We start from the raw sequence: 24,548 nt of genomic DNA on the forward strand, positions 1-24,548 counted from the left end.
ATAATATAACTATTGACAAGATTCAGAAGTCAGTCTAAGATACAGATAAATGATGTATACAACATTTTAATGATGGGTTTAGAAAAGACATGGAGGGAAAATGGTAAACGGTTTCAAGGAATCGAAAAATATATATAAATATTTTCTTTCATTCTTGAGCTTTATCGCCCATCACCTGTAACTGTTATAGTGTTTGAAAACAACTAAATAAGGGGGATTGAAATGATTAAGCCAGAAGGGATTATCCCTGCGATGATAACTCCATTTACAAGTGACCAGGAGGTTAGTGAGCAAGGGATAAGAAAATTAGTAAATGATTTAATAGAAAGTGGTGTTCACGGCCTATTTTGTTTAGGAACAAATGGCGAATTCTTTTCGCTTACTTTTGATGAAAAGGTTGAAATTGCAAGGATCATAGTAGATGAAGCAAAAGGGAGAGTTCCCATCTATGTAGGAGCCGGTTGCATAAGCACAAAAGAAACAATCAGCCTGGCTAAAAAGATGGAGCAATTGAATGTGGATGCCTTGTCAGTGATTACGCCTTATTTCCTAGCATTCTCTCAGGAAGAGTTATACGAACATTTTAAACAAATTGCAAATTCAACCCGGCTCCCTATTATTTTATATAATATTCCGGATCGAACCGGCAATAGTTTGCAAGCGCATACAGTGGTGAGATTATCTGAAATAGATAATATTGTTGGAATGAAAGATAGCAGCGGTAAAATTGATAATATTTTACAATACCTAGATGCGGTTAACCCGAATTTTTCAGTTTTAGCTGGAACGGACTCTCTCATCTTGCCTACTCTTATGGCTGGAGGAAAAGGAGCCATTGCAGCAACAGCAAATGTGCTTCCACAAACGGTGGTTTCTATCTATGAAAACTGGAAAATCGGAAAATATGAAGAAGCTCAGATCGCACAGGATCAACTTAGGGATCTAAGGTTAGCCATAAAGTTAGGAACATTGCCAGCAGCGTTAAAAGAAGCACTCAATTATACAGGTTTTCCGGCAGGTCCTTCCAGGTTGCCTGTAGAGCCTTTATCCTCCCTGGAGAAAAGTAAATTAGAACATACAATGAAAAAATACAATGAAAAAAATTTGATCAATTCAGTATAAACTTGGACTTTGATAACTCAAAGGATGATAGCTAATTTTTAAGGGGGCTTTGTATATGAAAAAATTATTTAGCTTCATGTTTGTTTTGTTAATAACGATTGTATGCTTAACAGCATGTGGTTCATCAGGTCAAGATAAAGAGACGGCTTCTGGCCAAGGAGGGAATTCTGATTCGAAAGGATACCCTACAAAGCCAATTGAATTGATTGTTCCTTGGGATGCAGGCGGCAGTACGGACCTAATTGCAAGAACATTAGCGAAGGAAGTAGAGAAGGAATTGGGACAGCCAGTTATGGTAGTGAACAAACCAGGAGCCGGCGGTACTCTCGCAGCTACTGAGGTTGCGAAGGCACCAGCAGATGGATACAAAATCATGATTTCATCCAACAGTCCATTTACTTCTCAACCGAATATTAAACCAACAAAATATTCAATTGAAGATTTCAGAGTTATACATGGCACTACATATGAAAATATGGCGATTTTAACTCATGCAGATTCAAAGTGGGAAACTCTAGAAGATTTAATGAAGGAAAAAGATAGCGGAACCTCAATTAAGTATGCAACCTCTGGGGCGGGTGGATTCTCCCATCTTGCAAGCGCGACATTTTTTGATGAATCTGGATTAACGGGCCAATATGTTCCTTTTAAGTCCGGAGCAGAAACGATCACAGCATTGTTAGGCAAACAAGTTGATATTATTACCGTTCATCCAGGAGAGGCAATGGAACATGTAAAGGCAGGTAAACTTAAATTCCTTGGTGTCTTCAGTGAAGAGAAGGCGACTGAAATACCTGATGTACCAACCTTTAAGGAAAAAGGGATGGATTTAGTATGGGGAGTCTATAAGTTCATTGTCGTACCGAAAGATGTACCGGAAGATGTTTACAAGAAGTTAAATGAAGCATTTGCCAAAGCTTACTCTTCTGATAGCTACAAAGAATTTCTAAAAAAATCGAATATAAGCGGTTATGATGAAAGCCCGGAAAAAATCGAAGAAAAAATTAGAGAAGAAGTGAAAGAGACGAAAGTGTGGATTGACAAAATAAAATTTGCACAATAGGAACCGTTTGGGTACAAACATGACATGCTGTTTGTACCCATCAATTAATGAAGGAAGTAGAATTAGATTGATAACGAGAAATCAATCTTTGTTTGAATAAATAACTTTGGACTATTGCAGCAGATTTACTAACCGTAGAAAACTCATTAAATAGAGAAAAGGGAATGATATTAATGAAGAACGCAGGGGTTTGGGTAGGTAGTTTTATTTTATTGTTTGCCCTGACTATTTTTTTCACAGCGTTAACTTATGATTATTATGGATCAGTTGGGCCGGGGCCCGGTTTGTTCCCTTTATGGTTAAGTGGGGCTCTGATTGTGCTGTCACTTTTGTATATAGCGGATTCTATGTTTAAAAATAAAATTAGCTTCAGTGATATTCTGCCAAGAGGAAAGGGATTAAGAAATACTGTATTGTTTATCCTGGCATTCATTTTGTTTATGATCATGGTTCCTTTTACTGGATTTTGTATAGCTGGAATTATCATGCTGTTTATTGTATTTCTTCCTAGTTATAAATGGTATATCGGACTCGGAATTTCTACCATTGTCACGTTATTTTTTTTCTTTGTGTTCTATAATTTGCTTAACATACCGTTACCGGTAAATTCTTTGGGATGGTAGGGGATTTATAATGGAGTCAATCAATCTATTATTATCTGGTTTTGAAACTGCTTTATCCTGGTCAAATCTATTATATTGTTTTATTGGCGTAACGATTGGAATGCTGGTTGGAGTGCTGCCAGGATTGGGACCAACCACTGCAACGGCGGTTCTTCTCCCTATTACCTTTGGGATGGGGCCTATATCGGCGATTATCATGCTTTCTGGAATCTATTATGGTGCGATGTATGGAGGAACGATTACGTCAGTGCTTATTAATACACCAGGGGAGTCTGCGTCTGTTATCACTTGTCTGGATGGACATCCTCTCGCAAAACAGGGAAGGGCGGGTGCTGCATTAGGGGTTGCAGGCATTGGGTCCTTTATTGGCGGTACCGTTGCCATTTTAGGCTTAACCTTTTTAGGACCGCCTATTGCTGAGTTTGCTTTAAAGTTCGGTCCTCCTGAATTTTTTGCATTGATGGTAATGGGGATGATCATGGTCATTGGATTAATGGGTCAGTCTCTCATTCGAGGACTAATTGCAGCCTTCATCGGACTTACACTTGCAATGGTCGGCATGGATCCGATTACCGGACTTGACCGCTTTACATTTGGGCAGGCGAAATTAATGGAAGGCCTCGATTTTGTCATGATCGCCATGGGGTTGTTCGGTATGTCAGAAATCCTTATAGGGATAGAAAATCAAGCGAAAATGCAAAAGCCTCCAAAAGTAAAGGGGGTTCTACCTAGAAAGGAAGAGTGGTCACCTGCCTTAAAGTCAATTGGCAGAGGTACAGGATTGGGCTTTTTTACGGGGTTGATTCCGGGTACTAACTCGGTGATACCTGCCATTATGTCTTACTCTTTGGAAAAGAAGCTGGCAAAAGATCCATCGAGATTTGGGAAAGGTGCAATCGAAGGAGTAGCAGGACCGGAAACGGCAAACAATTCGTATTGCGGAGGCGCTCTGATCCCTCTATTCACACTTGGACTGCCTAGTTCACCGACAATCGCTGTATTACTTGGTGCTTTTATTATGAATGGCCTTACTCCCGGACCCACACTGTTCCAGTCCAATCCGGACATTGTTTGGGCTATTATCGCAAGTATGTTTATCGGGAATTTTTTACTACTATTGATGAATCTTCCTATGGCAGGAATATGGGCTAAAATTGCCATGGTGCCTGCAAAGTTGCTTTATCCTATTATTCTGATCATCTCTCTTCTTGGTTCCTATAGTGTTAACAACAGTCTATGGGACGTTGGAGCAATGCTGGTGTTTGGTGTAATCGGTTACTTTTTTAAAAAGGTTGATATCCCAATTGCCCCGATCGTTTTAACCTTTGTTTTAGGTGGGTTGATGGAAAACTCTTTGCTTCAATCGCTTTCAATGTTTGAAGGAAATTTCCTTGGATTTTTTAGCAGGCCAATCGCAGGCTCTGTACTTGTATTTTCTCTTGTTGTTTTTGTTTTCAGCCTCGTATCAGGGTTTAGAAAAAAGAAGGACCTGATTGCTGGCGACTTTGAAATGTAATAAATGAGGAGGCAAGGTTATTATGAAAGTCATTTCTACCTCACCGTCATTTGGTATGTATTCGAATGAACCGATCGAATACTTGAATCATCATGGAATCGAATTAGTACGTATTTCTGATCAGGCGCCTCAATCAGAATGGTTCTCTGCTGTAGAGGATGCTGATGCTTTAATAATTGGATATACAGAAATAAATCAACATCTTTTAGATCATGCTCCAAATTTAAAAATCGTTTGTAAGCACGGAGTAGGAGTCGACAATATTGACTTGGAAGCAACAAAGCAAAAAAGTGTTTGGGCAACCAATGTTCCAGATGGAAATAAAATGGCGGTTGCAGACTACGCGTTTGGCTTATTCTTCTCCTTGGCACGAAATATTCCCCAGGCAAATGCATTAACAAAGGGAGGCGAGTGGCCAAGGATAATTGGAACAGAGGTTTTTGGAAAAACATTAGGGGTTGTAGGTCTAGGGAGAATAGGGAAAGAGGTCGTACGCAGGGCGAAGGGATTTGACATGAGGATTATTGCTTTTGATCCTTATCCTGACTTAGCATTTGCAGAAGAACATGGTGTTGAATTTACGGAACTTTCTGATCTCCTGAGACGAAGTGATTTTGTTACCCTTCATATGCCATTGAATGAACAAACAAAAAATTTAATTGGATCAGATGAGCTAAATATGATGAAAGATACAGCCTATTTAATTAATGTCTCTCGAGGAGGCATGGTTGATGAACATGCCCTATATACCGGGTTAGTAGAAAAAAAGATTGCAGGAGCAGCAGTAGATGTATTTTTAAAGGAGCCTGTTACAGATCACCCGTTATTTTCCTTACCAAATTTCATTGCCACCTCACATATTGCAGGTTACACATATGAAGCAATTAATAAGGTTGGTATGACTTGTGTGGAAAATATCGTCAATGTACTCGTAAAGGGTGAAAAACCTGTTCATGTGGTAAATCAGCTTTAGTACATATAGTGAAATTCGTCGTTGCAGAAAGGAGTGGAAGTTTATGAATAATCTTTATCAATTTTTTACTGCAAAACATATTATCTCTGGAGCTGGTTCGCTTGACCAACTTTCAGAACATCTGCATCTTGTCAATAAGAAAATAGCATCTGCATTTATTGTGGCCCAACCAGCTCTACAAAGATTAGGTTTTATTGAAAAAGTAGAAAATCAACTAGCAGAAAAAGGGATCAACACTTTTACAATAAATAAGATTATGCCGGAACCAACTATTCAAAATATAGAGGATGTTTATCGGGAAATCGCTGAAAAAGAGTTTGATCTATTGATTGGAATTGGTGGTGGCAGTGTTCTGGATGCCACAAAGCTGTTATCTGTATTAAAAACAAACGATGTTTCCATTCGAGATCTATTAAGCGGGAATCAAATTGAAAGAAAAGGTATCCCAACAATCTTAATTCCTTCTACTTCAGGGACAGGATCAGAGGTCACTCCAAATTCGATCGTAACAATACCTGAGGAAGAGTTAAAAGTAGGAATTGTAAGTAAATACCTTCTTCCAGAACTGGTTATCCTTGATCCAGTTTTAACCTTAAGTCTCCCGAAGTCGATTACGGCAGCTACTGGTATGGATGCTTTTACTCATTCACTTGAATCCTTTATATCGAATAAAGCAAATCCAATTAGTGATATGTTTGCATTGGAATCCATTAGACTTATATCTTCAAGTCTACTAGAAGCCTATCATAATGGATCTTCTATTGAAGCGAGAGAAAAAATGTTAATCGGATCTATGTATGGGGGAATGGCATTAACAAGCGCAGGAACAGCAGCTGTACACGCTTTGGCGTATCCTCTTGGTGGAAAGTTTAATATTCCTCATGGTGAGGCAAACTCGATGCTGCTGCCGCATGTGATGGAATTTAATATGGATGTGATTACGGAAAGACTGGTTCAAGTAAGTAAAGCCATGGGTATTGATCATTCTGAGGAATCCAAAGAGAAGATTGCTGAGAAAGTGATCGAACAAATCGAGGAATGGACAAAGGAATTGAATATATCTCAAAATTTAAATGAATTCGGAGTTCATGAATCAGACATCCCTCATTTAGCTGAGTCGGCATCCAAAGTAACTCGGTTATTAAATAACAATCCGAAACAGTTGACGATTGAACAAATGAAGATCATCTATCGAAAATTATTGCCATAAATAGCAGGACCTGATGAAGATGGTTAAGAATTAGTAAAATAGCATTCATTTGATGAAAGTAATGGAATAAAACCTGGCAGCTGGGGGTGTAAAGATATGTCGAAGAAAATTGGAATTATTGCGGATGATTTAACTGGCTCAAATGATTCGGGTGTACAATTTGCAAAAAAAGGGTTTACCTCCACTGTTGTGATGGATATTGAAAAGAAGAATGCTGTATCTGATGCAGAAGTGCTCGTAATAGATACCGACAGCCGTGCGAAATCTTCGGAACGAGCCTATGAAGCAGTTGTAAAGGCTGCTTCTCTTCTTTTTGAACAGGGGTATTCCCATGTCTATAAAAAAGTCGATTCGACGTTAAGGGGAAATATTGCTTTAGAACTCGATGCTCTTGCAAGCGTGTACCGTCCGGATGTCGTGGTTATTGCTCCCGCATTTCCAAAGCTCAACAGGACTACAGTTAACGGGTATCACTATGTAAATGGTGTTTTGATCAATGAGACAGAGTTTGGCAGGGATCCTAAAACTCCTGTTACTGAATGTTTTATTCAAAAACTTTTGGGGGCTGCTATCAAAGAGGATGTTGCACTTGTTGATGTCTTTATATTGCGCCGCTCTTTGGAAGAAGTAATCACCTTCATCAAAAAAACATTTGCAGACGGAAAGAAATGGTATGTATGTGATGCTGAGTCTGAAGCAGATTTGGAAATGATCACAAAAGCCTTCGCAAGTATCAACAAACGCATGATTTGGGCTGGATCAGGAGGCTTGGTGGAGTACCTGCCAAACGCATTAAAATTAAAGCCTCTTTCAGAACAGCAATATGGGGAAATAAAGATTGAAAAAACATTAGTTGTATCAGGCAGTTTATCACAGGTAACAAAAAAGCAGATTAAGAGTTTAAGAGATTTAAACGAAGTCTGCTTTATCGAAATCAATCCAGTAGATTTAGTGAATCATACTCTTCATGTTGATGCTTCGCTTTTTCAGGCGGGTGCAAATGCACAGGCTAAACAATTGGTTGTTTATGTTGACAGCTCTAAGGAAAACCGTGATGCAGCCAAAGAAGCCGGAAAAAAACTTGCCATGAATGGAAACCAGGTGAGTGAAGCTATAGCGACTGGTCTTGGCAAAGCCGCTTCTGCCATCCTTGATGAAAGGCATGATATTAATAGTTTGATTTTAACAGGCGGCGATACGGCTAAAGCTGTTTGTTCCGAACTAGGTGTGAGCCAGATGTCACTGTACGGCGAGGTTGAGCCGGGTCTGCCATTCGGTCGTATTACAAGTAGGGAAAGAACCTACTGGGCAGTTACAAAAGCGGGCGGATTCGGGAATGAGGACTCACTTGTAAAGGCAGTTAACTATATGACAGGAAAGGTGGAACAATATGAATCAAAATAAGCCAGTAATCGGGATAACAATGGGAGATGCTGCAGGCATTGGGCCGGAGATTATTTTAAAAAGTCTTGCGAATGAGGAAATGTATCACATCAGCAATCCACTCGTCATTGGCGACAGCAAGATCCTTGAGCGGGCAAAAAGCTTTGTAAACAGTGAATTGGTGATTCAGTCCGTTTCAGCCGATGATTTGGAGAATGTTCCTTTTCAGTTTGGAACTGTCCACTGTTTGGATTTAAATTTGCTGCCAGGTGATCTCCCTGTTGGTGAAGTTTCACCAGACGCTGGGCATGCAGCGTTCGAATACGTAAGGACAGCAATCGCGCTTGCTAAAGAACAGAAGATTGCTGCTATTTGTACAGCGCCATTAAACAAAGAAGCGTTGCAAAAGGGAGGACACAAGTATCCAGGCCATACTGAAATTCTTGCAGACCTGACCGGTACCCAGGATTTCTCGATGATGCTTTCAGCGCCAAACCTCAAGGTCATCCATGTTACGACACATGTCGGGATTATCGATGCTGTGAAGATGATTAATCCAGAACGAGTATATCATGTGATCAGGCTTGCTCATGACACGCTCGAAAAGGCAGGCATTTCTTCACCGAAGATTGCAGTATGCGGCATCAACCCGCACGCCGGTGAAAATGGCCTGTTTGGTTACGGGGAAGAAGAAGAGAAGGTGATTCCAGGAGTTGAAAAAGCCCAGGCAGAGGGAATTAATGTAGTTGGCCCGCTGCCGGCTGATACTCTGTTCTTCCGCACAGTCCGCGGAGATTTTGACATTGTCGTTGCCATGTATCATGACCAAGGTCACGGACCAGTAAAAGTTTTAGGGCTCGATGCTGGGGTTAACATCACAGTTGGACTGCCAATTATTAGAACAAGCGTAGACCACGGAACCGCGTTCGATATCGCAGGAACTGGAATCGCAGATGAAAAGAGCCTGAATGAAGCAATTAGGCAGGCGGTTGAACTTTCACCAAAGGGATAAATTCAAGTGGAGCTGTTCCCAAAGGAAATGGCCATATCTAAACTGAAAGCCGAACCTCATGATAACAAAGTAGATGGTATTAATTCGATGAATTATGGAACGATGAGCAATGAGGAGTGTTGCTAGAAGGTTAATCGTACAATTACGGTCTTATTTAAAAAAGGCTGTCGAATAATTGAGACTGTTGAAAAAGTAATGCTTTTTGAAAGTATCGAATATTTCCAAATATACAGACGATAAAAGAAGCTAACAACCTACTATAGATAGTTTGTTAGCTTCTTTTTCTCTTTAAAAACGGACTTCTTCAGTGCCCCTCGTATAGTTGGCAAAGAATGAATGAATAAATTTAAAATAAATTATTTGAAAATTTAAACATATATGGTAAAATGAATTTAAGTTCAAAATAACAAACTAAGTTTAATATAGTAAACCAATGGAGATGAAGTGATTTTTAATGAAAGAAAAGTATTGGGTTCCAGCTTTGGAGAAAGCGAATAACATTTTAGCAGAAATTGGTGAATATCCAAATCAATTGCGTCTTATTGACTTATCAAAAAAATTAGGGATTAATAAAAGCTCATTATTTTCCTTGTTGAATACCTTAGAAACCTTACGGTGGATTGTTAAGGAAGAAGGGGATACATATTCATTAGGTCCCGCATTGGGTGCGTTAAGTGCAGCATATTTCAAGCAGTTTAATTTATTGCAATCATTTTATAAGGAAGCGGGCCTGTCCGTTTCAAAAATTAATGAACATATCCAGTTAGGAACATTAATGGAAGGAGATGTTGTTTATTTAGGGAAAATGGAAGGAGATTCGCGAGTCAGGCTCATAACAGATCCTGGGATGCGATTCCCTGCACATGCCTCTGCTATAGGGAAAATTCAATTAACTCAATACACGAAAACGGAACTTGAGAGAATTTTCCATAGCAGTAAATTGGAAAAAAAGACACCGTTTACAATATCAAGCATTGATGAACTTTATAAAAACGTTAAACAAGCGAAAGAAAATGGATATGCGATTGAGAATCAAGAGGCTTCTATAGGGTTTCATTGTGTAGCTGCACCTATTTATAATTTTGAAAATAAAATTATTGCTGGAGTTAGTTTTACGATGATGACAGATAGTTGGGAACAGAAAAAAGATCAGGCAAAGGATGAAATTATCAAGCTTGCGAATCGATTATCTCAGTTTGCCGGCTCTACAGGTCTCTCCAAAGGAAGAATTGAATAGAAAATATAAAAAAGGAGCGGAACTCTTATGCAAACGGCATTTAAAGGAAATATCTATAAAAACTTTATCAATAATAAGTGGGTTGAATCAGAAACACAGGAAACCATCAAAAGCATCAACCCGGCTAATAAAGATCAAATAGTAGGTTATGTTCAATATTCAACAAAAGAAGATCTGGAAAAAGCAGTACAAGCTGCACATAAGTCGAAGAGATCCTGGAGGAAACTTGGCCAAGCAGCACGAGGACAGTTGTTATTTAAAGTAGCAAATATTCTTGAAGAAAACCTGGATGATATTGCTGAAACAATGACAAGGGAAATGGGAAAAACTCTTCCAGAAGCAAAAGGAGAAACTGCTCGCGGTGTTGCAATTCTTCGCTATTATGCAGGAGAAGGAATGAGGAAAGATGGGGATGTAATTCCGTCATCTGATAAGGATGCGCTTATGTTTACAAAGCGAACACCACTTGGAGTAGTAGGTGTTATTACCCCTTGGAACTTTCCAGTAGCCATTCCAATCTGGAAAATTGCACCGGCCCTTGTGTATGGGAATACAGTCGTTCTAAAACCTGCAACTGAAGCGGCAGTAACTGCTGCAAAAGTAGTTGAATGTTTCGCTAAAGCTGGACTTCCAGAAGGTGTAGTCAATTTTATTACTGGCTCGGGTTCAGTCATTGGCCAGGCTCTGATTGCTCATCCTCTTTTGAATGCGATTACATTTACAGGATCCGAAACTGTTGGAGAAGGTGTTGCAAAATCAGCTGCAGCCCGCGGTATTAAATTTCAGCTAGAAATGGGAGGCAAGAATCCAGTCATCGTTACAAAAGATGCTGATTTAGATGTAGCAGTTGAAGCTGTTATCAGCGGTGGCTTCCGTTCTACCGGCCAAAAGTGTACAGCAACGAGTCGTGTGATTGTTGAATCTGAGATTTACGATGCCTTTAAGGAAAAGTTAGTTCAAGAAACAAAAAAGATTACTGTCGGGGATGGCTTAGAGGATGGAATCTGGATGGGACCTTGTGCCAGCGAGAGTCAGTTTAATACGGTAAAGAAATACATTGAAGTAGGAAAAAATGAGGGAGCTTCTCTTGTTTATGGAGGAGAGCCATTAACTAGCGGACAATTTGAAAAAGGATTTTTTGTTTCGCCAGCAATATTTGAAAATGTGAAAACAGATATGATTATTGCTCAGGAAGAAATATTTGGCCCAGTCATTTCACTTCTAAAAGCAGTTGACTTAGAAGAAGCGATAGAAATGGCAAATCATACAAAATATGGTTTAAGTGCATCCATCTTCACATCTAATATAAGCTCTTTGCTTGAATTTATTGATGGAATTGATGCAGGTCTCATTCGAGTCAATGCGGAAAGCGCAGGAGTAGAACTTCAAGCGCCATTTGGAGGAATGAAAGCATCCAGCACTGGTTCACGTGAACAAGGGGAAGCTGCAAAGGAATTTTTCACTGCCGTTAAAACTGTATTTATTAAAGGGTGATGTAAGCGGATTCAAGCGGACTTAAGTATACTCAAAAGGCTCTACATTCAACATTGCCTCTTCAGGGGAATTTTATTGAAAGGAGCAAAGAAGAATGAGGTTTAGAGGAATAATCCCGCCAGTTGTTACGTTATTTGATAAAAATGGAAATCTTGACTTGGATTTAAACAAAAGGTACTTGGACGAACTAATTAACCAGAACGTTCATGGAATTTTGCTAATGGGAAGTTCAGGGGAGTTTTCCTCTTTAACATTAGATGAGAGAAAACTATATGTTAGAGAAATGATTAGAAGTATTAATAAGCGGGTTCCTGTTTTAGTGGGAATTGGGCACACAGCCTTAAAAGATGTACTTGATTTAAGTGCATGCGCTGAGGAACATGGAGCAGACGGTGTGCTTGCAGTTAATCCATATTATTGGCCGCTCTCAGAAGAGCAGTTATATCGCTTTTTTGGGGAAATTGCAGAGAATACAACATTACCTGTCCTTTTATACAATATCCCGGCTTTTAGCGGACAGTCGCTCTCAGTAGAATTGGTTAAAAAATTAGTGATGGATTACCAAAATATATGTGGGATCAAAGAAACAGTAAATGACTTTGGACATATTCGCCAAATGATCAAGGAAGTTATAAAAGTGCGGAGTGACTTTATGGTTTTTTCAGCTTTTGATGAACATTTATTGCCGGCTCAAATGATTGGGGCGGCAGGAAGCATTAATGGCACTGCTGGTTTCGCACCTGAAATTTCTGTTAGTTTATATGAAGAATATCAAAATGGTAATCTTGTAAAGGCAGAAGAGCAGCATAAAAAACTATCTATATTAATGGATATCTATACGTTTTGTCCATCATTCTTTTTAGCAATAAAAGAAGCTGTACATCAAAGGTGGTTTAGTGTCAAGCCAGGGAACCGTTCACCATTTGATGTATATCCATCTGAGCTTCCAGAGAAAGTGGATTCACTTTTAAATAATATCAAAATGAAAGAAGGTTAAAGATATGAATGAATCTAGGGATTTACTAAAAAGACTGGGTTACCCGTCCACAGATTTAATAGAACTTCCTGCTTCTACTAAAACTTTTCCAGACGGTGCACAGTACCGGATTGAATTGCCAAGTGTGGAAGGACCGGTTGCTTTAAATGAAACATTAAAAGAAATTGATCGCTATGGCCTGACAATTCACCGAATTTCACAAGGAAGCGGAATCATGCTTCAAACAGATGAGGAAATTCTTGAAATGTGCAGGCTTACTGCGGAAAGGGGAATGGAACTTAGTTTGTTTGTCGGACCACGGGGTACTTGGGATATCAGTGCAGGGCCTATGACAAGTGCTGGGAAGTCCCAAGCTTTGCGCCATGAAGGCGCGGATCAGCTTGTCTATGCAATGGAAGATTTAAAAAGAGGGGCGCGGTTGGGACTTAGAGGTGCATTGGTAGCTGATGAGGGGCTTTTACTGATGACAAAAGAAATGAAAAAAGACGGACAGCTTCCAGAAGACTTTGTTGTCAAAGTGTCCGTGCAAATGGGGGCGGCTAACCCAGTTTCTGTAAAACTAATGGAGGATTTAGGTGCAGGGACTTATAATGTTCCATCCTCACTTACCTTGGCTAAACTAGCCTCTATTCGCCAAGCCATTGATATTCCGATAGATTTATATGTTGAGGTTCCGGACAACTTTGGCGGTTTCCTTCGCTATTATGAAATTCCGGAAATTATTCGTGTGTTAGCACCGGTTTATATTAAATTTGGTCTACGGAATCACCCAGATGTATATCCTTCAGGAAAGCAGTGGGAAGCAACAAATATTTCCCTTGTGCAAGAGCGTGTCCGCCGCGCAGCTATCGGTGTACAAATGATTGAACGTTACTATCCAGAAGCAAAAACATCGGTATTAGGTGCTGAAGGACTTGGAATTCCGAAGAGTATCATGTCAGCTGCAGTAAATGAATAGAAAGGAGAAGATTTATATGAAATTTGTATCTTTTCGAACCCAATCGGAAACACATATTGGGATATTAAAAAAGAATCATATTTTAGACTTAAATGCTTTAGAAAAACGGTCTAAGAAAAACAGTTTCGAAAGCCCTATGATTCCAAATGATTTGAAACAGCTTATTGAGCAAAGCGAGGTCATTCTTCCTTATGTTACAACGCTTCTTAAGGATCATGATAAAGATTTGGAAATGAGCGAAAATGGATTAGTCCCCCTTTCTGAAGTGGAAATTTTAGCTCCAATTGCACAGCCGGAAAAAATAATTTGCGTTGGTTTAAATTATCTGGATCATTGCAAAGAAACGGGATTGGAGCCGCCAGCATCACCGGTAATTTTTTCAAAATATGCAAATGCAATTATTGGTGAAAACCAAGCAATTGAACTTCCAATTAACTCAAATCAAGTTGACTTTGAAGCAGAGTTGGCAATTGTTATTGGGAAGGAAGCGAAATATGTTTCAGAAGAAGAAGCAGAAGATTATATCTTTGGCTATACCATTATGAATGATGTAAGTGCAAGAGATCTTCAATTTACAGATGGTCAATGGTCCCGTGGAAAGTCAGCCGATACGTTTGCCCCAATTGGGCCAGCAATCGTAACGAAAGATGAAGCTGGGGATCCGCATAATCTGGAGATTTCTTTACGCTTGAATCTTGAAATCATGCAGCAGTCCAACACGAAGAATCTAATTTTTAACATTCCATACATTGTATCATTTCTATCTCAGTCAATGACCTTAAAGCCTGGGGATTTAATTGCAACAGGTACTCCGCCGGGAGTAGGAATGGGAAGAAATCCGCAAGTATGGTTAAAAGATGGAGATCAGCTGACCATAACGATTGAAAACATTGGCACTCTATCCAACCATGTTAAAAAACACATTCCTAATTCAGGAGCTACATCAAAAGAGAAATCCACTTCTAACCTCTAAGTAAACTCTCTCATATATGTTGCGGATCATCTGATTTTGATAGTGACAGAAAAGATAATCAGAATGAAAATTTCAACTTAGCTATAAAGTTGATAAAACTTTTCAATTTAGTGACAACATATTTTTCGGTTTTTTGTAAACGGTTTCACATTTTTTCTGGGCACCGTTTTTCGAAACAATAAGAATAATTGAGGAGAGTGGAGAAATGAAAATCAAACAGTCAATTGACAAAGTTCCAGGTGGCTTAATGGTTGTTCCATTATTAGCAGGTGCTCTATTAAATACAATTGATCAACTACATATTCCTTTTATTATGGAACTCCTAAAAGGTTTGGGTGTTGCACCGACACCGGACGGGAACTATGAATTCTTAAAAATAGGCGGCTTTACACAGGCTTTGTTTAAGGATGGAGCCTTAACTTTATGTGCGCTGTTCCTGTTTTGTGCCGGCAGCCAGATGAATCTTCGCGTAGGAGGAAAGGCTTTAAAAAAGGGTGTTCTATTGACAACATCAAAGTATTTGGCTGGTTTTCTCGTTGGAATGGCGTGGGGGGCAATGTCTGATCCAGTGAATGGTTTCCTTGGTTTATCGACAATGGCTATCATAGCTGCAATGACCAATGGCAATGGGGGAATGTATGCAGCATTGACAGGACAATATGGAAATCGTTCGGATGTAGGAGCAACAGCGGTTCTCTCTCTTAATGATGGCCCATTTTTCACTTTGATGGCTTTAGGTCTGATGGGAGCAAATTTCCCGTTAATTGCCTTTATTGCAGTTCTTTTACCAATTTTAATTGGGATGATATTAGGAAATCTTGATCACGAGATACGCAAATTTTTAGCTGCAGGAGAAACATTGGTCATTCCTTTCTTTGCTTTTGCCTTAGGTGCGGGCATGAATCTGGCAAGCTTTTTTAATCCGGAAGTCGTTGGTGCTGGAATTGTCTTGGCTTTAATGACAGTTATCTTTTCAGGGGGAGCAATGGTGCTTACATTCAAACTTTTCCGGGAGAAAAGTTATATTGCCCCATGGGCGGAAGCTTCTACTGCCGGAAATGCGGTGGCTACACCGGCTGCAATCGCGGCGGCAGCATCTGTAGCAGCTGGATCAGGATTAATGACAGCTGCTGAGGCTCAGGTTTATCAAGATTTGGTTGCTGTCGCATCTGCACAAATTTCGATTGCTACGATCAGCACGGCATTGCTTGTCCCAATTGCTGTTATTCTGGCAGATAAGTATCAAAAGAATAAAGGGATTGACGGAAAAAAGGAATCGTTTAAAAGTGAGCAAAAGATGAAGAGTAATTCCGACATTGAAGATGCTGTCATTTGATTTTATTGAATATTCATAACAATTTACTAAGTGAAAGGGGAGTTTGAAGTTGGAATATTCTTTTGAAGGTTATATCAGAGAAGATGGAAATGCAGGAATACGAAATCACATAGGTGTAATTTGTTCGGTTGTTTGTTCAAGTGTTGTTGCCAAAGAAATTTCTGAGAGGGTGCCTGGGACAGTTCCATTTGTACATGGAAACGGATGTGCACAACTTGGGGATGATTTCAAATTAACTAAAAATATGCTCGTAGGAATTTCTTCAAATCCGAATCTTTATTCCGCCCTCCTAGTGGGATTGGGCTGTGAAACGAATCAGATCAGCGGATTGCTTGATAGTATTCCAGATACTAAGCCAGTAAAGGGGATAGGGATTCAGCAAATGGCGGGCGGAGAAAACACCATTAAAAAAGGTGTGGAAATAGTCGAACAATGGGCAAGAGAAGCAGCAACTCAAAAGCGGGAGCGTCTCTCTCTTTCCACATTAACTGTAGGAATTTTAACAGTCGATATAGATGAAAGTTCCTTAAATAAGATGGCACCAGTGATAGGAGGAGTCGTTGACCGATTGGTTGAACATAATGCCAATGTCATGATGGGGATCTCTCAAACATTAGAACCAGCAGGTCAAATACTGTCTGAACGGTCTGAAATCGTTGAGGTGAAAAATAGACTGAGGAAAATGGCGGAAGGTTTGCAGCGGAAACACTGGAAAGATGTAAGAGATGAATCAATTGCTTTTCAGGGCTTTTCAGAGAAAGAAAAAAAACTTGCAGTTTTGGAAGCTGAGATGACAGGCACAACTCCAATAAAGAGTTTGCTTGGTTATAATGAAATCCCTGCAGAGAAAGGCTTTCATCTTATAACTGTTCCGACCAATATAGTTGAGGCCTTGTCAAATATGGCTTCCAGTGGATGTAATGTTGTGATGATTGTCAGCAGAAGAGGTGTGCTGACAGGTTCATCCGCTTTGCCTTGTATGACACTTACACCGCAAAATGAGGATGAGTATTTTGACGAACTCATTGATTATATCGTTACTGCAGAAGAGGTTTCATATCAAGTAGAAGCTATTTTAGCAGAACTTTTGGAAATATGCTCTGGAAAACAAACAAACCTTGAAAAATTAGCATTAGGGGAATTTTCTATTCCTCATGTAGGAACGACATTTTAAAACAAGGATGGAGGTAACATGATGAGACAAAAATTTAATGCGCTTAAGCTAAATGAGAAAGATAATGTGGCCGTGGCGCTTAGAAGTATAGAACCTGGTGAATTCCTTTCTGTCCAAGGGGATATTGGAACAATCAAAGTCATGGAGAAGATTCCTTATGGTCATAAGATTGCCACGGATTTTATCCCTAAAAGCGCCAAAATTATAAAATATGGAGAGTGCATGGGCATTTCGACGGAAGAAATCAATCCTGGGTACCATGTTCACGTCTTTAATGTCCGGGGATTAAAAAATGAAGAAAGGCTGAGTGCTCTTAAGGAGGTACAAATACCATGAAAACATTTGAAGGGTACCGGAGAAAAAATGGAAGTGTTGGCGTAAGAAACCATGTGATTGTTATCAATACTGTTGGTGAATTAGCAGGTCTTACAAAGAAATTAGCCCAGCTTGTCCCAGGTGTTATTCCAGTAGCACACCAAGCAGGAAAAGCCCAGTATCCCGAAGATTTAGAACAGACCATCCGAACGCTGAAAGGGACCGCAGGCCATCCAAATGTGAGCGCTGCACTTTTTCTAGGGATGGGTGAGAATGACCCTGCTGAAGAAATTGTCTCATTCCTGAAAAGTGATGGCCATCATGTTCATGCTATTACATTTCAGAAAAATAAAACAATCACTGATGTTCTTAAGGAAGGAAAACTGTGGCTCGAAAAGGCATTGGAACGGAGCCGTAATGAAAAGAAAGAAACAGCAGATATAACAGAATTAATCATCGGGCTAGAATGCGGCGGATCTGACGCTTGGTCTGGAATCACCGCAAACCCAGCAATTGGTGCTTGTTCTGATGCGGTTGTAAGAGATGGAGGTACTAGTATTCTAGCTGAGACGACTGAAGCAATAGGCGCGGAACATATTTTAGCCAATCGTGCAATAAATCCAAATGTAGGAAAAAAATTTCTCGAAATTGTAAAGGACTATGAGGATAGAATTAAAGATACCGGAGAAGATATAAGATCCGCAAATCCTACACCAGGAAATATGGCAGGAGGCTTAACTACACTCGAAGAAAAATCATTGGGGTGTATTAAAAAAGGAGGCAATTCTACTTTAATGGAAGTGGTTTCTTATGCTGAAAAGCCTACAGAAAAAGGGTTTATCTTTATGGATACACCAGGCTACGATGTTGAATCGGTAGCTGGGCTTGCGGCAGGAGGAGCGCAAATTGTCTTATTCTCCACTGGTAAAGGCTCTCCTACTGGTTCTCCTATCGTACCGGTAATAAAGATCGGAACTAATCCAAGACTCTACGAGATCATGTCTGAACATATCGATGTAAATGCCGGGAAAATAATTGATGGTATGAACACCATTGATGAAATTGGGGAAGAAATCTATCTAAAAGTGATGGAAACAGCGAATGGCGCCTTTACCGCATCTGAAAAACATAATAATCAAGAATTTGCGATTTGGAGATTGGCCGAAACGATTTAATAGTTTCTCTATTCAAGCAAACAAGAATGAAAATAGATAATTTAACGTTTGATTGAAATTGAAAAGGGTTAGTCCTGCTGCAGGTTTATTGTAGGTAGGGGCTGACCCTTTTACATTTTTAGTAAATAATTTTGTTAAAGGTCTTAAAAAGATTATTAAATTGTTGCATTCTTACATTCCATCTGCTAAAATCGTTTCATAGCTAACGATTATGAAAATTCACGAGGTGAGGACTATCCATTCGTTTAACGAAGCAGGGGAATTGCTCCCAGAAGAGATCGACACAATCAATCTCCTGACGAAAACGCCTATTAGCTCATTAAACCTCGATGCCATTGCCGTTGTGACAAATATTTACCGGATTGCACAAGGCTTAAGAAATAAGATGGAACGCGAAGTCCTTGTGGAATACGGGTTGTCCTGGACATCCTTTTCCATCCTATATGATTTGTGGATCGGGAATTCGGTTGAAACGAAAAAATTAGCTGAGTCAGCTGGTGTAACAAAAGCAACCGTAAGCAATATTACGAATACACTGGAGCGCAAGGAATTGTGTTATCGAAAAGTGGATACAAGGGACCGAAGAATCACATTTGTCACGATCACAGACAAAGGCAAGCAGGTAATGGAGGAGCTATATCCGAGATTTCATCAAGGCGAAGTGGAGATTGTCTCACAATTGACGCTTGATGAGCAAAAAGGCATGGCAGCATTGCTTAGAAGAATCATTCGAGAAAATCAGTTTTAATTTAATAGGAAAAAAGCGCTGAGAGGAAAAGAAATAGTCGTTATCTCCCTGTAATCAGAGAGTCGATGGGTGGTGCGAATCGACACAAAGATAACACGAATTACACTCCTTGAGCTTTCTTTGCGAAATTGCCGCAAAGAACGGGTGACCGTTAATCATTGAGCGGAAGAATGATATTCTTCAATAAGGGTGGTACCGAGTGCAAATGTTAACCACGTCCCTTTTTCGTAACGGGTTCAGTTTAAAGGTGCAAACAAGTAAAAATTAAGCAAAAAAGCATTGGAATTCACAAATGAATTTCAATGCTTTTTTTATTATAGTATCAATGTTTATGGAGAATTTTTATTTTTTTCGCACCTGAATCCGCATACAAAATCATATATATGGAAATAATTATTGTAGGGTAAGTGAATTGATTGTGATTTATAATGTGAAATTGTATGTGATTTGAAAATGGAGGTAAAAGTCCTGATGGGAATGAAATTTATAGAGCCAAAAAACAGAAGAGCGGAGAAGGTTGGTTGGAAAATATCTGAACGGACCCGTTCGATTGTGAAATATTATGCGGAATATACAGAGTTTACGGAAGAGGAAATTGTCGATGAGTTTTTGCTCAATATCTTGAATGATAAGAAATTTCTAAAGTGGGTGGAGAGTAAACGCTATAACAAGCGGATTTTAGCACAAATCTTTGATATGGAGGATGATGAAAACATTGGCTAAACTAAAACGATTGGCTACCAAATTAGATGATACAGTTGAAATCTTTGAACCTGTTTCATCTGAAGAATTATTGGACAGGCATCTTGACTATCCAATGCTTAGCCCCAGACATTTTTCGCAAAAATACAATAAATTGTTTGAACCAATAGAATTTGTGTTCAATGGTCAAATCCACAAGATTCAATTCAATTATTGTGTTAATCCTTATTGTTTGTGGTTCGGTCAGCCCCAAAAGAGATTCGAAGAGATAAAGAATAAACCGAGTCGATATAAATTAAGCAGTAAAGGAAAAGGTAAATCAGATGTGATTGTCTGTAATCCAAATCGCCAAACTCATCCCAACAAGAAAACTCATAACTGTACAGTCACTCCTGTTTCCAATTGGTCCGTAGCAGAAGAAATAAAGCGATTAGCTACGATGGACATTGTGAAGGATATTGAACCAGATTATGTTTTTCATAATATAGGGTGTGTGAATGAAGATTTTACGCCTTTCACACATCAAAAGTTCTTTTATCGCAGAGGAACAAGTAGCGGTGGTTCACAGAAATGGCAGTGCAAAGAATGCAAGAAAATAACAAATGTTCTTCCGAACAGAGAACAGAAATTTACCTACCATCAAAAAAAGAATGACATAATGCCAATGTTCGCCAAAATGCTCTTGAATCGTTCCCCTGTAAGCAGAACGTGTGAGGCTTTGGATATTGCACCCCAAACTTACTATCATAAGTTGGAATGGCTGTATCGCAGATGTCTTGAATTCCTCGAACGGTATGAACACAAGCCTTTAAAGACGATGGAATTTGATTCTCTTTGGCTTAATACGGATAAGCTGGTATACAATCTGAATAATGTTCGAAAAAAGGGTCACGGAGGATTGCGGTACGATAATCTTGAAGATAAATTAATGCAAACGCATATTGTCGTAACTGGAGATATTGATACGGGCTATATATTTCGGTCAGATGTTGCTTATGATTGGACCATCACGATAGATGATGTTCACGAAGATACTCTTTATTACAGGGAAGACCATCTTTATGAGTTTTCAAGAAAAAATGCACGGCTACGGTTCTCCTATTCACCGCAACCGCCTACTGAGAAAGATGATGAAACTGACTTTGAATTTGAACTATTGCAGAGTAATTTTCATAGAAGGAAAAAATATATAGACGGACTTCATACAAACTCCAATTACACGGCACTCGCCCATCTTTGGTTGATTAAACAGACTCTCCATTCTCGAAAATGGCGGTTTGTATCAGATGAAGATGATACCATTATGAAGGCTATCTATCGGGCATTTAACGACGAAATCCTTTCAGGTGAGGCTCATCATTTCCTTTGTAAGATTGACCGTGAAAAAGACCTTCCAGAAGCGTATAAGGAATACCTTACGGCTGCATCCAAACTAAAGGCTTGGGGAGAATTAAATGGTTTCGAGGAACTGTCTTTAAAGAAATTGGCATTATTAAAGATAATGTATGAGTTGAAAGGACAACCTCTATACAGGGTCTTATCTGACGGAGCACAGACCTATAAGGTTTGGGCAAAGAATCCAGTAGAACATCCTCTGCCCCCATCGGATAAGGGATATTTTTCAGTGGATTGCACAACAGATATAAGTTCTCTTTCGGATGAATATGTTGCAAATATGTTCTTTAAGGTCAGCGATAGACCTACAAGCAATTTTATGCAGATGATTCGGAGGAGGTTGTCCATCCTTGAAAGACCATTGGTAACGGCAAGAGGTGGTGGAAAAAGTTATATCTATGCAAACTTTAACCCTAAGTATGCTCAAATGTCACTCACCATCTTACGCACTTATTACAACTTCTGTTTAAAAATGAAAACAAAGGGAAAGGAAAAGTTAACACCTGCTCAACAATTAGGGTTAACAGACAAGCAATTTACACTAAATGATATTTTATACTTCAAGTAAATCGTCTATTTTTTATGGACGATTTTTTAGGTTAATTGGATTTTTATGTTAATATTTATTAGGGATATATTTTTAGAAAATACAATTAATTCAATGAGAGGATGAAAGAAATGGCTATGTCAGACTACTATGGAAAATTAAGAGATAAACTTGGTTCAGACTTGATTTTTATGCCGTGTGTAGCAGGAATAGTTCGGAATGAATTTGGAGAAATCTTATTTCAGAACAAAGGGAACGGAGAAAAGTGGAGTCTGCCTGCTGGGGCGATAGAACTTGGGGAAGCACCTGCTGAAGCTGTGGTTCGAGAAGTTTGGGAAGAAACGGGTCTATATGTTACTCCCAAAAAATTATTAGGAGTATTTGGCGGAAAGGACTTTCGTTATCAGTATCCAAATGGTCATAAAGTTGAGTATAATGTGTTCTTATTTGAATGTGAAGTTCAAAGTGGAGAACTAAACCCGATAGACGATGAAACCTTTGAATTACGCTATTTCAACTTAAATGAAATGCCTGAACTTGCATTACCATATCCTAAATCAGTTTTCGAGTTGCCTTCTGAGGAAATATTCTTCCAGTGGAACGATGGATGGTTAGAGAAACTTAAACAGTCCTAATTAGTTAAAAAACACCAATACAAGTCAAAAGGAGCTTAGAATTAAGCTCCTTTTTAGTGTGTATTATTATGTGATTTATGATGTGACATAGGTGAGAAATAAAATGATATTTAAATTGCTAATCATCTTTTTGCACCTCAAAAGTGAACCCGTTACCTTTTTCGGGATGTGGTTTTTTTTTATTCATTTTTAGGAGGGAAAAATAATGAGTCAATTAACTGTTGAACAGAGAAATGAAGTCAAAAGGCAGATGGCGATTTATAGCCAAGGTGTACAAGAAATCATACCAAGTGAAGAGTTAGAAAAGAAAGTAGCACGTCCATTCTTGAAAATCGGCCATTAAAAATAAAGCTGGGGCTGGATCCGTCTGCTCCAGATGTCCATCTAGGTCATACGGTCGTTTTAAACAAGCTTCGACAATTTCAAGAAAATGGCCATATGATTCAACTGATTATCGGCGACTTTACCGGAAAAATCGGTGATCCGACAGGAAAGTCCGTTGCGAGAAAGCAATTAACCGATGAAGAGGTTCAACACAATGCGAAGACTTACTTCGAACAATTTGCCAAAATTATCGACATGTCAAAGGTAGAGCTGCATTACAACTCGAAGTGGCTGTCTAAATTGAATTTTGAGGATGTGATTCAATTAGCGGGAAAAATAACCGTTGCCAGACTTTTAGAAAGAGATGACTTTGAAGAGAGGATTGCTTTTGGAAAACCGATTTCTCTGCACGAATTTTTCTACCCGTTAATGCAAGGCTATGATTCGGTTGAATTGGAATGTGATATTGAGCTCGGCGGGACAGATCAGCATTTCAACATCTTAATGGGCCGCCATTTTCAAGAGAAATTCGGAAAAGAAAAGCAAGTGGCGCTGCTCATGCCGTTATTAGAGGGACTTGACGGTGTAGAGAAGATGTCAAAATCAAAGAAAAATTACATCGGCATCGACGAGAGCCCGCAAGAAATGTACGGAAAAGCGATGTCCATTCCAGATGAACTAATGATGAAATACTTCGAATTGGTAACAGATTGTACACCTGAGCAAATTCAAATGATCAAAGGCGAAGTAAACAGAGGGAAATTGCACCCTAGAGATGTGAAAATGCTATTAAGCAAAACGATCGTCCGTATGTACCATGGCCAAGAAGCGGCTGAAAAAGCTGAACAGCATTTTGTTTCTGTCTTTCAACAACGTACACTTCCCGATGAGATACCGGTAGTTGAATGGCAAGGAACGACTGAGATCTCGATCATCGATTTGCTTATGGCTCTAAACATGTTCACATCCAAAGGCGAAGCACGGAGAATGATTGAAAATCGAGGGGTTAAATTAAATGGTAACAAGGTCGAGGATACACAATTACAGGTTACTGTAACAAATGATTTAATCGTACAGGTTGGGAAGCGGAAATTTGTGAAAATAAAGATATAGAGACGAAAAAGGATCTTCTAGGAGATCCTTTTTCGTTATATTCAATGCTCTTAAAGATATCCGCTAAAACCAAATTAGTCGTTGTCATCATAGTCATAAGAGTAATAGCCGCCACCAGGGCCGCAACGGTAAACCCATCTACATTCGCGAACCCAGCGGCAACGAGGAGGTCGTGGTGGATAGAAACCCGGTCCAAATCCTTGTCCGTACCCTTGACCAAAGTCCGGTCCATAACCTTGTCCGTACCCTTGACCAAATCTTTGTCCATAACCCTGTCCGCCGTAAGGCTGCCCTAATGGCTGTTGTCTATCAAGGTTTTCATATTGGTTTATACCGTGAATATTCATTTCTGGGTAATCGTAGTAATACAAGTAAAACACTCCTTTTACTAATAACTCAACTTTCGCACAAAGAAAATGAGTGTTACTCGTTGGTTGTATTGAATTTAGGTTATATCAATTATGGTAGTTGACACCTATTAAAAATGAAAAAACACCTCATTCTTTGGTATAGTGAGATTAAT

At 39.3% G+C, this 24,548-nt stretch carries 22 protein-coding genes, 1 pseudogene and 1 other annotated feature; all 23 genes and pseudogenes read left to right on the plus strand.

Going from position 1 to position 24,548, the window contains the following annotated elements; all coding sequences use genetic code 11:
* Positions 1 to 222 precede the first annotated feature (222 nt).
* Complete coding sequence (dapA, locus tag Q1B07_RS16020) at positions 223 to 1,122, plus strand: 4-hydroxy-tetrahydrodipicolinate synthase (protein WP_299091998.1); 900 nt, start codon at positions 223 to 225, stop codon at positions 1,120 to 1,122.
* 55 nt (positions 1,123 to 1,177) lie between these two features.
* Positions 1,178 to 2,185 carry a tripartite tricarboxylate transporter substrate binding protein gene (locus Q1B07_RS16025; RefSeq protein WP_299092001.1) on the plus strand — a complete coding sequence of 336 codons (1,008 nt, stop codon included), beginning with the start codon at positions 1,178 to 1,180 and terminating at the stop codon, positions 2,183 to 2,185.
* 173 nt (positions 2,186 to 2,358) lie between these two features.
* A complete protein-coding gene (locus Q1B07_RS16030) occupies positions 2,359 to 2,808 on the plus strand; it encodes a tripartite tricarboxylate transporter TctB family protein (RefSeq protein WP_299092004.1) in 450 nt (149 codons plus the stop codon).
* Positions 2,809 to 2,818: 10 nt separating this feature from the next.
* A complete protein-coding gene (locus tag Q1B07_RS16035) occupies positions 2,819 to 4,324 on the plus strand; it encodes a tripartite tricarboxylate transporter permease (protein ID WP_299092006.1) in 1,506 nt (501 codons plus the stop codon).
* A gap of 22 nt (positions 4,325 to 4,346) precedes the next feature.
* Positions 4,347 to 5,297 (plus strand): phosphoglycerate dehydrogenase, encoded by a 951-nt coding sequence (locus Q1B07_RS16040; RefSeq protein WP_299092009.1) that lies wholly within the window; start codon positions 4,347 to 4,349, stop codon positions 5,295 to 5,297.
* 43 nt (positions 5,298 to 5,340) lie between these two features.
* Positions 5,341 to 6,507, plus strand: a complete 1,167-nt coding sequence (locus Q1B07_RS16045) for an iron-containing alcohol dehydrogenase (protein WP_299092011.1) — start codon at positions 5,341 to 5,343, stop codon at positions 6,505 to 6,507.
* 96 nt (positions 6,508 to 6,603) lie between these two features.
* On the plus strand, positions 6,604 to 7,911 hold the full coding sequence (locus tag Q1B07_RS16050) for a four-carbon acid sugar kinase family protein (RefSeq protein WP_299833057.1): 1,308 nt from the start codon (positions 6,604 to 6,606) through the stop codon (positions 7,909 to 7,911).
* Positions 7,898 to 8,902: a 4-hydroxythreonine-4-phosphate dehydrogenase PdxA gene (pdxA, locus tag Q1B07_RS16055; RefSeq protein ID WP_299092017.1), complete on the plus strand. Its 1,005-nt coding sequence runs from the start codon at positions 7,898 to 7,900 to the stop codon at positions 8,900 to 8,902. Before Q1B07_RS16050 ends, pdxA begins: the two co-directional genes overlap by 14 nt.
* A 454-nt stretch (positions 8,903 to 9,356) precedes the next feature.
* Positions 9,357 to 10,139 carry an IclR family transcriptional regulator gene (locus tag Q1B07_RS16060; protein ID WP_299092020.1) on the plus strand — a complete coding sequence of 261 codons (783 nt, stop codon included), beginning with the start codon at positions 9,357 to 9,359 and terminating at the stop codon, positions 10,137 to 10,139.
* A 27-nt stretch (positions 10,140 to 10,166) separates the two neighbouring features.
* Positions 10,167 to 11,633, plus strand: coding sequence for an alpha-ketoglutaric semialdehyde dehydrogenase GucD (gucD, locus tag Q1B07_RS16065; protein ID WP_299092023.1), 1,467 nt, complete (start codon positions 10,167 to 10,169; stop codon positions 11,631 to 11,633).
* A 94-nt stretch (positions 11,634 to 11,727) separates the two neighbouring features.
* On the plus strand, positions 11,728 to 12,630 hold the full coding sequence (locus Q1B07_RS16070; protein WP_299092025.1) for a dihydrodipicolinate synthase family protein: 903 nt from the start codon (positions 11,728 to 11,730) through the stop codon (positions 12,628 to 12,630).
* A 4-nt stretch (positions 12,631 to 12,634) separates the two neighbouring features.
* On the plus strand, positions 12,635 to 13,588 hold the full coding sequence (locus Q1B07_RS16075; RefSeq protein ID WP_299092028.1) for a U32 family peptidase: 954 nt from the start codon (positions 12,635 to 12,637) through the stop codon (positions 13,586 to 13,588).
* A gap of 16 nt (positions 13,589 to 13,604) precedes the next feature.
* Positions 13,605 to 14,561, plus strand: coding sequence for a fumarylacetoacetate hydrolase family protein (locus Q1B07_RS16080; RefSeq protein ID WP_299092031.1), 957 nt, complete (start codon positions 13,605 to 13,607; stop codon positions 14,559 to 14,561).
* Between the two features lie 205 nt (positions 14,562 to 14,766).
* Positions 14,767 to 15,897 carry a 2-keto-3-deoxygluconate permease gene (locus Q1B07_RS16085; protein ID WP_299092034.1) on the plus strand — a complete coding sequence of 377 codons (1,131 nt, stop codon included), beginning with the start codon at positions 14,767 to 14,769 and terminating at the stop codon, positions 15,895 to 15,897.
* A gap of 49 nt (positions 15,898 to 15,946) precedes the next feature.
* Positions 15,947 to 17,071, plus strand: coding sequence for a UxaA family hydrolase (locus tag Q1B07_RS16090; RefSeq protein ID WP_299092037.1), 1,125 nt, complete (start codon positions 15,947 to 15,949; stop codon positions 17,069 to 17,071).
* Positions 17,072 to 17,089: 18 nt separating this feature from the next.
* The gene (locus tag Q1B07_RS16095; protein ID WP_299833062.1) at positions 17,090 to 17,407 is read left to right on the plus strand and encodes a UxaA family hydrolase; all 318 of its coding nucleotides are present in this window, start codon (positions 17,090 to 17,092) and stop codon (positions 17,405 to 17,407) included.
* Positions 17,404 to 18,561 carry a UxaA family hydrolase gene (locus Q1B07_RS16100; RefSeq protein ID WP_299092042.1) on the plus strand — a complete coding sequence of 386 codons (1,158 nt, stop codon included), beginning with the start codon at positions 17,404 to 17,406 and terminating at the stop codon, positions 18,559 to 18,561. Before Q1B07_RS16095 ends, Q1B07_RS16100 begins: the two co-directional genes overlap by 4 nt.
* A gap of 235 nt (positions 18,562 to 18,796) precedes the next feature.
* Positions 18,797 to 19,309 (plus strand): MarR family transcriptional regulator, encoded by a 513-nt coding sequence (locus Q1B07_RS16105; protein WP_299092062.1) that lies wholly within the window; start codon positions 18,797 to 18,799, stop codon positions 19,307 to 19,309.
* 9 nt (positions 19,310 to 19,318) lie between these two features.
* Positions 19,319 to 19,534 (plus strand) — a binding site (T-box leader).
* Between the two features lie 246 nt (positions 19,535 to 19,780).
* Complete coding sequence (locus Q1B07_RS16110) at positions 19,781 to 20,032, plus strand: hypothetical protein (RefSeq protein WP_299092045.1); 252 nt, start codon at positions 19,781 to 19,783, stop codon at positions 20,030 to 20,032.
* A complete protein-coding gene (locus Q1B07_RS16115) occupies positions 20,013 to 21,974 on the plus strand; it encodes an insertion element protein (protein WP_299092048.1) in 1,962 nt (653 codons plus the stop codon). The genes Q1B07_RS16110 and Q1B07_RS16115 overlap by 20 nt, the downstream gene beginning before the upstream one ends.
* 110 nt (positions 21,975 to 22,084) lie before the next feature.
* Entirely contained in the window at positions 22,085 to 22,588 is a 504-nt protein-coding gene (locus Q1B07_RS16120; protein WP_299092051.1) for an NUDIX domain-containing protein, read from the plus strand.
* Positions 22,589 to 22,793: 205 nt separating this feature from the next.
* Positions 22,794 to 24,025, plus strand: a pseudogene (gene tyrS / locus Q1B07_RS16125) (tyrosine--tRNA ligase).
* Positions 24,026 to 24,200: 175 nt separating this feature from the next.
* Positions 24,201 to 24,497, plus strand: coding sequence for a hypothetical protein (locus tag Q1B07_RS16130; RefSeq protein ID WP_299092053.1), 297 nt, complete (start codon positions 24,201 to 24,203; stop codon positions 24,495 to 24,497).
* The last annotated feature ends 51 nt before the right edge of the window (positions 24,498 to 24,548 follow it).

This window comes from uncultured Metabacillus sp. (assembly GCF_947503125.1).
GTDB lineage: Bacteria > Bacillota > Bacilli > Bacillales > Bacillaceae > Metabacillus.

Bases quoted from the DNA above. Each gene is read 5' to 3' on its own strand.
- Q1B07_RS16075 (WP_299092028.1), top strand. From the start codon at position 12,635: ATGAATGAATCTAGGGATTTACTAAAAAGACTGGGTTACCCGTCCACA.
- Q1B07_RS16025 (WP_299092001.1), top strand. From the start codon at position 1,178: ATGAAAAAATTATTTAGCTTCATGTTTGTTTTGTTAATAACGATTGTA.
- Q1B07_RS16115 (WP_299092048.1), top strand. From the start codon at position 20,013: ATGATGAAAACATTGGCTAAACTAAAACGATTGGCTACCAAATTAGAT.
- Q1B07_RS16085 (WP_299092034.1), top strand. From the start codon at position 14,767: ATGAAAATCAAACAGTCAATTGACAAAGTTCCAGGTGGCTTAATGGTT.
- gucD (WP_299092023.1), top strand. From the start codon at position 10,167: ATGCAAACGGCATTTAAAGGAAATATCTATAAAAACTTTATCAATAAT.
- pdxA (WP_299092017.1), top strand. From the start codon at position 7,898: ATGAATCAAAATAAGCCAGTAATCGGGATAACAATGGGAGATGCTGCA.
- Q1B07_RS16095 (WP_299833062.1), top strand. From the start codon at position 17,090: ATGATGAGACAAAAATTTAATGCGCTTAAGCTAAATGAGAAAGATAAT.
- dapA (WP_299091998.1), top strand. From the start codon at position 223: ATGATTAAGCCAGAAGGGATTATCCCTGCGATGATAACTCCATTTACA.
- Q1B07_RS16100 (WP_299092042.1), top strand. From the start codon at position 17,404: ATGAAAACATTTGAAGGGTACCGGAGAAAAAATGGAAGTGTTGGCGTA.
- Q1B07_RS16045 (WP_299092011.1), top strand. From the start codon at position 5,341: ATGAATAATCTTTATCAATTTTTTACTGCAAAACATATTATCTCTGGA.
- Q1B07_RS16110 (WP_299092045.1), top strand. From the start codon at position 19,781: ATGGGAATGAAATTTATAGAGCCAAAAAACAGAAGAGCGGAGAAGGTT.
- Q1B07_RS16080 (WP_299092031.1), top strand. From the start codon at position 13,605: ATGAAATTTGTATCTTTTCGAACCCAATCGGAAACACATATTGGGATA.
- Q1B07_RS16050 (WP_299833057.1), top strand. From the start codon at position 6,604: ATGTCGAAGAAAATTGGAATTATTGCGGATGATTTAACTGGCTCAAAT.
- Q1B07_RS16120 (WP_299092051.1), top strand. From the start codon at position 22,085: ATGGCTATGTCAGACTACTATGGAAAATTAAGAGATAAACTTGGTTCA.
- Q1B07_RS16035 (WP_299092006.1), top strand. From the start codon at position 2,819: ATGGAGTCAATCAATCTATTATTATCTGGTTTTGAAACTGCTTTATCC.
- Q1B07_RS16060 (WP_299092020.1), top strand. From the start codon at position 9,357: ATGAAAGAAAAGTATTGGGTTCCAGCTTTGGAGAAAGCGAATAACATT.
- Q1B07_RS16030 (WP_299092004.1), top strand. From the start codon at position 2,359: ATGAAGAACGCAGGGGTTTGGGTAGGTAGTTTTATTTTATTGTTTGCC.
- Q1B07_RS16070 (WP_299092025.1), top strand. From the start codon at position 11,728: ATGAGGTTTAGAGGAATAATCCCGCCAGTTGTTACGTTATTTGATAAA.
- Q1B07_RS16040 (WP_299092009.1), top strand. From the start codon at position 4,347: ATGAAAGTCATTTCTACCTCACCGTCATTTGGTATGTATTCGAATGAA.